We start from the raw sequence: 7,328 nt of genomic DNA on the forward strand, positions 1-7,328 counted from the left end.
AGCGAGCCACCTCCACTTTCAATTTAATATCCAGCTCCAGCGGCTAGAATGGTCGGTGGCTTCGCGTCTTCCTACGAGGCAAAAAGCGCCTCTACGTCAGAAACTCCATCCCCCTCCCATTCTGAACGAGCCGCTTGCGCTTTTAAAATTAAAAAGACAAAAACAGGTAGTTGCAAAATGAAGTTAGCCTTGTTATAATTTCATCATATGTGTTTCATCAATATAGTTGTGTATGCAGCTGAAGATGAAAAACTCTGTTTCGAAAATGATTCAGGGCGGAAGGAGATGAAAAGAATGAAAGCAGGAATTCACCCAGATTACAAGAAAGTTGTATTCATGGACACAAACACAGGCTTCAAATTCTTAAGCGGATCTACTAAAGGATCTAACGAAACTGTTGAGTGGGAAGATGGTAACACTTATCCATTACTAAAAGTTGAGATCAGTTCTGATTCTCACCCATTCTACACTGGACGTCAGAAGTTTGCTACTGCAGACGGACGCGTTGACCGCTTCAATAAGAAATACGGTCTTAAGTAATAAAAACATAAAACAGGCAAGTGTATGTATTCGCTTGTCTGTTTTTTTTGCGAAAATATTATACCTTTACCCTACTTTTAACTGAAAAGTAGATGAAAGGAGAGCTTCATGTACTTAATAAATCAAAATGGCTGGATTGAAGTGATTTGCGGTAGTATGTTTTCTGGCAAGTCAGAAGAGCTAATCCGCCGTGTGCGCCGTACGCAATTTGCAAAACAACATGCAATTGTATTTAAACCATGTATTGATAATCGATATAGTGAAGAAGATGTAGTATCACATAACGGATTAAAGGTAAAAGCAGTTCCTGTTTCAGCTTCAAAGGATATATTTGAACATATTACAGAAGAGCTGGATGTTATTGCAATCGATGAGGTGCAATTTTTTGATGGGGACATTGTGGAAGTGGTGCAAGTATTGGCAAATCGTGGCTATCGTGTCATTGTAGCTGGTTTAGACCAAGATTTCCGTGGTCTACCATTTGGACAAGTTCCTCAGCTGATGGCGATTGCTGAACATGTGACAAAACTACAAGCAGTATGTTCTGTATGTGGATCTCCAGCAAGTCGTACACAACGATTAATTGATGGAGAACCAGCGGCATTTGATGATCCAATTATTTTAGTTGGAGCTTCAGAAACGTATGAACCGCGTTGTCGTCATTGTCATGCAGTACCTGCAAACAAAGATAAGTAAAACTCGCTGCGCAAGGCGGGTTTTTTTCAAAATAGAGAGAATGAGCGGTGTGAGCCGCTTACGCTTTTAAATATATCTAGTTCTGGTGGCTAGCTCTTCGCATCTAAGAACCTTCCGCCCAAAAGGTAAAAAGCACCTTTAGGTCGAAAGAACCTTAGCTGGTCAGAGCTGAAAGAGCCACCGCCACTTTTAAATATAATTTGCGTTTTTTTGAGTAAGTACCATATACTATTTGTATTAGATACTAGGATGTAGAGGTGAATGATGTGTTAGATCGTTTGCAAGCTGTAGAAAATCGTTATGAGAAGTTAAATGAATTGTTAAGTGATCCAGCGATTATTAGTGATTCAAATAAGCTTCGTGAATATTCAAAGGAACAGTCTGATATACAGGAAACGGTAGAGGTGTATCGTGAGTATAAGGATGTTCGTGAGCAATTAAAAGATGCGAAAGCAATGTTAGAAGATAAGTTAGACGCAGAAATGCGTGAAATGGTAAAAGAAGAAGTTTCTGAGTTAGAATCACAAGATAAAACATTATCAGAGCGTCTGAAAATTTTACTTGTTCCAAAAGACCCTAATGATGATAAGAACGTTATCGTTGAGGTTCGTGGAGCTGCTGGTGGAGACGAGGCAGCTTTATTTGCTGGTGACTTATACCGTATGTATAGCCGTTACGCTGAGGTACAGGGCTGGAAAACGGAGATTATTGAGGCTAGCTATACAGAGTTAGGTGGATATAAAGAGATTATCTTTATGATTAATGGTAAAGGTGCTTTCGCGAAGCTGAAATTCGAGAATGGTGCTCACCGTGTACAACGTGTTCCTGAAACGGAATCTGGTGGACGTATTCATACATCTACAGCAACTGTAGCTGTATTACCAGAGGCAGAAGAAGTAGAAATTGATATTCACGAGAAAGATGTTCGTGTTGATACATTCGCTTCTAGTGGACCTGGTGGACAGAGCGTTAATACAACGATGTCAGCGGTGCGTTTAACGCATTTACCGACTGGTGTAGTTGTATCTTGTCAGGATGAGAAATCACAGATCAAGAATAAAGAAAAAGCGATGAAAGTATTACGCGCACGTGTTTATGATAAGTTTAGACAAGAAGCGCAAGCTGAGTATGATCAAAACCGTAAACAAGCTGTTGGTACGGGAGATCGTTCAGAGCGTATTCGTACGTATAACTTCCCGCAAAACCGTGTTACAGACCATCGAATCGGTTTAACGATTCAAAAGCTAGATCAAATCTTACAAGGTAAGTTAGATGATTTCATCAATGCCTTAGTGATGGAAGATCAGGCTCAAAAGATGGAGGCAGCTGAGTAATGCGTGTCTATGAAGCCCTGAAATGGGCTTCTTCTTTTTTACAGGAAAATGGACGAGATAAAAATGCGGGAGAAATTGTCCTTTGTCATGTATTAAAGGTGAACAGAACAGGATTACTTATGAATATGCGTGAAGAAATAACTGAGGATCAAGAGAAAAGCTTTACGGAGTTTATCCACAAGCATGTAGAAGGTATTCCTATTCAATATATGATTGGTTATGAAATGTTTTATGGACGGTCTTTCTTTGTGAATGAAGAAGTATTAATACCAAGACCGGAAACAGAAGAGCTTATAGTGGGAGTATTAGAAAGAATCGAGCGCCATTTTGGTGATGAGAAACTACATGTAGCAGATATAGGTACAGGTAGTGGAGCGATTTCTATTACGCTTGCTTTAGAAAATGAAAATCTTCATGTTTATACAGTAGATATTGCACAAGAGTCGATTGAAGTTGCAAAAGAAAATGCAAAAGCTTTAGGTGCAGAAGTAACGTTCTATCACGGTGATTTATTGTCACCATTTCATAAAACGGGTCAAAAGCTAGATGTTGTTGTTTCAAATCCTCCATATATACCGGAAGAGGATTGGCGTGGTCTTTCTCCTGTTGTGAAAGAGCATGAGCCGAAGAGAGCACTTGTTGGTGGTGAAGACGGATTAGATTTCTATCGCCGTTTTATGGAAGAATTGCCGAATGTGTTGCAGAAGAAAGCGATTGTGGCGTTTGAAATTGGAGTAGGACAAGGTGAGGATGTAAAAAGATTGTTACAACAAGCTTTTCCACATGCTCATGTTGAGGTTGTTTTCGATATTAACGGAAAAGATCGTATGGTATTTGCAGAGATGGAGTAAGGTTCACACCTTACTCTATTTTTTTGTGGAAAAATTCATATAGATTTTGAATTTAATAGTTTAGAAAGATGAAAGTCTGTCCACACTGTTTGTAGAAGGGACGGTGGAGGAAATGAAAAAACAAGTTATTGCTTATCTTCTTATACTATTAATTGGTGCACAGTTACTTGTGCAGTTTGGATATATGAAAGCTGATGCGAAAGGGCCTTCAGTTATTCCGAAAGAGGCCGTTCGATTACGAATTTTAGCAAATAGTGATTCAGATAAAGACCAGGCATTAAAGCGTAAAGTGCGTGATGAAGTAAAAGCACAAATTGATGGGTGGGTAGCGGATTTAACTTCATTTGAAGAGGCACGCAAAGTAATTCAAAGTCATATTCCAGAAATCGAGAAAACGGTGGAAAATACGTTAAAAAGAGAAGGAAGTAAAGATTCATTTCAAGTGAAATTTAGTAAGAATGTAAAGTTTCCTACAAAGGTATACGGGAATTTTATTTATCCAGCAGGAGAATATGAAGCAGTATTAATCACAATTGGAGAAGGTGAAGGGGCGAACTGGTGGTGTGTATTATTTCCACCAATGTGTTTCTTAGATTTTTCGAGCGGGACAGCTGTAAGAAAAGAAGAGCACGTTGTGAAGGCGGAATCTCCTGAAGAGGAGCAGGTGAAACAACTAGATGAGGAAGTAATAGATAAAGAAGAGAAGAAAGTAGATAAGGTAAAAGAAACGAAAGCTGTAAAGCAGGAAGTAGTAAAAAAAGTAACAGCTTCTGAAAAGAAAGTAGTAAAAAATGAAACAAAAGTCGAAGAGCAGCCTGTAAGTAAAGAAGAAATAAAAACTGTGGAAAAAGTGGAGAAACCTGTGGAGAAAAAACAAGAAAAGCAAAATGAGTATGTAAAAGTAGAAGAGGAAGAAGAAAAGCCAGAAGTTAAATTGTTTATTGTAGAAGCTTTTACATCTTTATTCTCTAAATAGTACTATTAATAAATCCCTCTTCATATATAAAAATGAGGAGGGATTTATTATGAAGAAAGTGTATTTTGCTACGAAAGCAGATGTGGAAAGATTACATTCTTTTTTCGGACAAGCTAATAAAAAAGATGATAAAATAAATGAGTTGTACGCACAATTTATGATTTTGGAAGAGGCGGAAGAAATACGAGCTGTAATTGGTTATGAACAAAGTGGGGAAGATGTGCTTATTCGTTCTTGTTTATTCACACCTCATGTGGATAAACAGACTTTCTTATATTTTTTTGAAATGTTTTTGCAGTATATGAAAGAAAAAAGTGTTCAACAATTGTACTTACTAACAAATCATCCACAATCTGTACCGATCTTTCAGTTTTTTGACTTTTTTACTATAGAAAAGGATGAGGTTCCAGAGGGAATTCACCAACTAGAACATTTTTGTAAAAATATAAAAGAGCAGAATGCAATAATACTAAATTGTCAGCTATTCACAAAGTTATCCACGGATTAATTAGGTTTATCCACATTTTGTGGATAAACCTTGTTTGTCTTTTGGATAAATCTCATAGTAAACTAAAAATATACAAGTATTTAAGGGTAGAAAAGGACGTGGAAAAAAATGCATACAAACATGTGGGTTGTGGATAATGTTGTGGAAAGAAAAAAATATTATCCACAGTTACAAGAAGCAGCAAAATTATTAAGAGAAAATGAGGCGGTTGCTTTCCCTACGGAAACAGTATATGGGTTAGGTGCAAATGCGATGGATGATGAAGCAATCGCGAAAATTTTCGAAGCGAAAGGAAGACCGAGTGATAATCCACTCATTGTCCATATAGGTACAAAATCTCAGTTAGATGGGATTGTGAAAGAAATTCCACCAGTTGCAGAGAAGTTAATGGCGCATTTTTGGCCAGGACCATTAACAATTATTTTGCCGAGAAAAGAAGGGATTTCAGAGAAGGTGACGGCAGGACTTAATACGGTTGGAGTAAGAATGCCTGATCATCCAATTGCACTTGCTCTTATTGAAGAGGCGAATGTACCTGTTGCAGCACCAAGTGCGAATCGTTCAGGGCGTCCAAGTCCAACATTAGCTTCTCACGTATATGAAGATTTGAATGGGAAGATTGCAGGTATTGTTGATGGTGGTGCAACTGGAGTAGGCGTTGAATCAACTGTAATTGATTGTACAAGCGCGGTTCCAACAATATTACGTCCAGGTGGGATTACGAAAGAACAATTAGAAGCGGTGATAGGTACTGTTTCTTTAGATCCAGCTTTAAAGGATGAGAAGGAAAAACCGAAATCGCCTGGAATGAAATACACACATTATGCCCCGAAAGCACCACTTAGTATTGTTGAGGGCTCACGTGAGTTTATTCAGCATCTTGTGGATGAGAAAAAGGAAGAAGGATTTAAAGTAGGCGTATTAACGACAGAAGAGTATCAGCATGTATATAGTGCAGATGTTATATTATCTTGTGGTGTTAGAAGTGACTTAGCTAGTGTTGCGACTAAATTATATGATGTACTTAGAACATTTGATGCAAGTGAAGTGGATGTTATTTTTAGTGAGTCATTCCCTAATGAAGGAATAGGGAATGCAATTATGAATCGTTTAACAAAAGCGGCAGGACATCATATTATTATTGAATGATAAGGTAAGATTAGCAAACAGAATATTTCTCCTTGGATAAGCATATTGTGAAGTAGCACGTCCAAGGAGGGGCATGAATGACGTTTGAACAGCTAATACCTTTAATAATTATGGCATTCGCCTTAGGGATGGATGCGTTCTCGGTGAGTCTTGGTATGGGGATGATACCCCTAAAGTTAAGACAAATCCTGTATATTGGTATGACGATAGGGATATTTCATATTATTATGCCGTTTATAGGAATGGTACTAGGTCGTTTTTTATCAGAGAAGTATGGAGATATCGCACATTTTGCGGGTGCTATTTTATTAATCGGACTAGGGTTTTATATCGTATATTCGAGCATTTTACAAAATGAAGAGACTAGAACAGCCCCTATTGGAATTAGTTTATTCGTATTTGCATTTGGCGTCAGTATAGATAGTTTCTCAGTAGGACTTAGTCTTGGTATTTATGGAGCACAAACAATTATTACGATTTTACTTTTTGGATTTGTTAGCATGTTATTAGCGTGGATGGGTTTATTAATTGGGAGACATGCGAAAGATATGCTCGGTACATATGGTGAGATAGTAGGTGGGATCATTTTGGTTGGGTTTGGATTATATATCCTTTTTCCTATATAATTTTATGTAGGAGGGAATTATGAACAAGCTATTGGAATGGTATGTTAAATTTTTAACCTTCTATCCTCGATGGCTAAGAAGACTTATAATTTGGGGTATTATTTTGCAAATTTCGATGTTAGGTTGGATTAAGTTAATTCGTGAATGGTGAGATAGTTCCTTTCTGTGAATATTTTGTTTGTACTATATTTATTGCGCTAAAAATTACAGATATAGAAAGGATGAGATGAATGACGAGATTGAAGCAAGTTTTTGGTATTATTATTAGTTTTTTTGTTTTTTGGTTTAGTATGCTCGGTGTACAAATGTTTGCTGAGTTTTTAGATATTGAGTCATTGAAATTTGTTGCGGGAAAGACTGAGGCGGCGCGTGCCTTTTACTCTCCGTACCCGTTTTTAATTGTTTTTCTTATCACATTGCTTTCCCTATACTTCTTCGTAATTAAGCTAGGGAAGCCGAAAAAAGAGAAAATGCCTACTTTAGAGGAAAAGAAGGAAGAATTACAATGATAAAATCCCCTGCTAAAAAGCAGGGGATTTTATATTTGAGTGATGGGAGGAATCTAGCCGCCTTGCTTTTAAATATATCCAGTTCCAGCGGCTAGAATGGTCGGTGGCTTCGCGTCTTCCTGCGAGGCAAAAAGCGCCT

The 7,328-nt window shown here is 37.7% G+C and carries 10 protein-coding genes; all 10 read left to right on the forward strand.

Going from position 1 to position 7,328, the window contains the following annotated elements:
- The first annotated feature begins 294 nt into the window (after positions 1-294).
- Positions 295-540, forward strand: coding sequence for a type B 50S ribosomal protein L31 (locus tag ACQGSG_RS08865; protein WP_000643433.1), 246 nt, complete (start codon positions 295-297; stop codon positions 538-540).
- Between the two features lie 108 nt (positions 541-648).
- Positions 649-1,236, forward strand: a complete 588-nt coding sequence (locus ACQGSG_RS08870) for a thymidine kinase (protein ID WP_000280860.1) — start codon at positions 649-651, stop codon at positions 1,234-1,236.
- 266 nt (positions 1,237-1,502) lie between these two features.
- Positions 1,503-2,570, forward strand: a complete 1,068-nt coding sequence (gene prfA / locus ACQGSG_RS08875) for a peptide chain release factor 1 (protein WP_000887064.1) — start codon at positions 1,503-1,505, stop codon at positions 2,568-2,570.
- Positions 2,570-3,421 carry a peptide chain release factor N(5)-glutamine methyltransferase gene (prmC, locus tag ACQGSG_RS08880; protein ID WP_426947236.1) on the forward strand — a complete coding sequence of 284 codons (852 nt, stop codon included), beginning with the start codon at positions 2,570-2,572 and terminating at the stop codon, positions 3,419-3,421. The genes prfA and prmC overlap by 1 nt, the downstream gene beginning before the upstream one ends.
- A gap of 112 nt (positions 3,422-3,533) precedes the next feature.
- Positions 3,534-4,397, forward strand: coding sequence for a stage II sporulation protein R (gene spoIIR / locus ACQGSG_RS08885; RefSeq protein WP_000745063.1), 864 nt, complete (start codon positions 3,534-3,536; stop codon positions 4,395-4,397).
- A 49-nt stretch (positions 4,398-4,446) separates the two neighbouring features.
- Positions 4,447-4,905 (forward strand): mechanosensitive ion channel protein, encoded by a 459-nt coding sequence (locus ACQGSG_RS08890; RefSeq protein WP_325842420.1) that lies wholly within the window; start codon positions 4,447-4,449, stop codon positions 4,903-4,905.
- Positions 4,906-5,013: 108 nt separating this feature from the next.
- Positions 5,014-6,054 carry an L-threonylcarbamoyladenylate synthase gene (locus ACQGSG_RS08895; RefSeq protein ID WP_000557351.1) on the forward strand — a complete coding sequence of 347 codons (1,041 nt, stop codon included), beginning with the start codon at positions 5,014-5,016 and terminating at the stop codon, positions 6,052-6,054.
- Between the two features lie 77 nt (positions 6,055-6,131).
- Complete coding sequence (locus tag ACQGSG_RS08900) at positions 6,132-6,680, forward strand: manganese efflux pump MntP family protein (protein ID WP_000142463.1); 549 nt, start codon at positions 6,132-6,134, stop codon at positions 6,678-6,680.
- A 19-nt stretch (positions 6,681-6,699) separates the two neighbouring features.
- The gene (locus ACQGSG_RS08905) at positions 6,700-6,831 is read left to right on the forward strand and encodes a hypothetical protein (RefSeq protein WP_001037636.1); all 132 of its coding nucleotides are present in this window, start codon (positions 6,700-6,702) and stop codon (positions 6,829-6,831) included.
- Between the two features lie 79 nt (positions 6,832-6,910).
- Entirely contained in the window at positions 6,911-7,189 is a 279-nt protein-coding gene (locus ACQGSG_RS08910; protein WP_000197472.1) for a DUF3935 domain-containing protein, read from the forward strand.
- Positions 7,190-7,328: the final 139 nt, after the last annotated feature.

Origin of the sequence: Bacillus sp. GMa5/1 (assembly GCF_050172015.1) — a bacterium.
In the GTDB taxonomy this organism is placed as follows: Bacteria; Bacillota; Bacilli; order Bacillales; family Bacillaceae_G; genus Bacillus_A; species Bacillus_A cereus.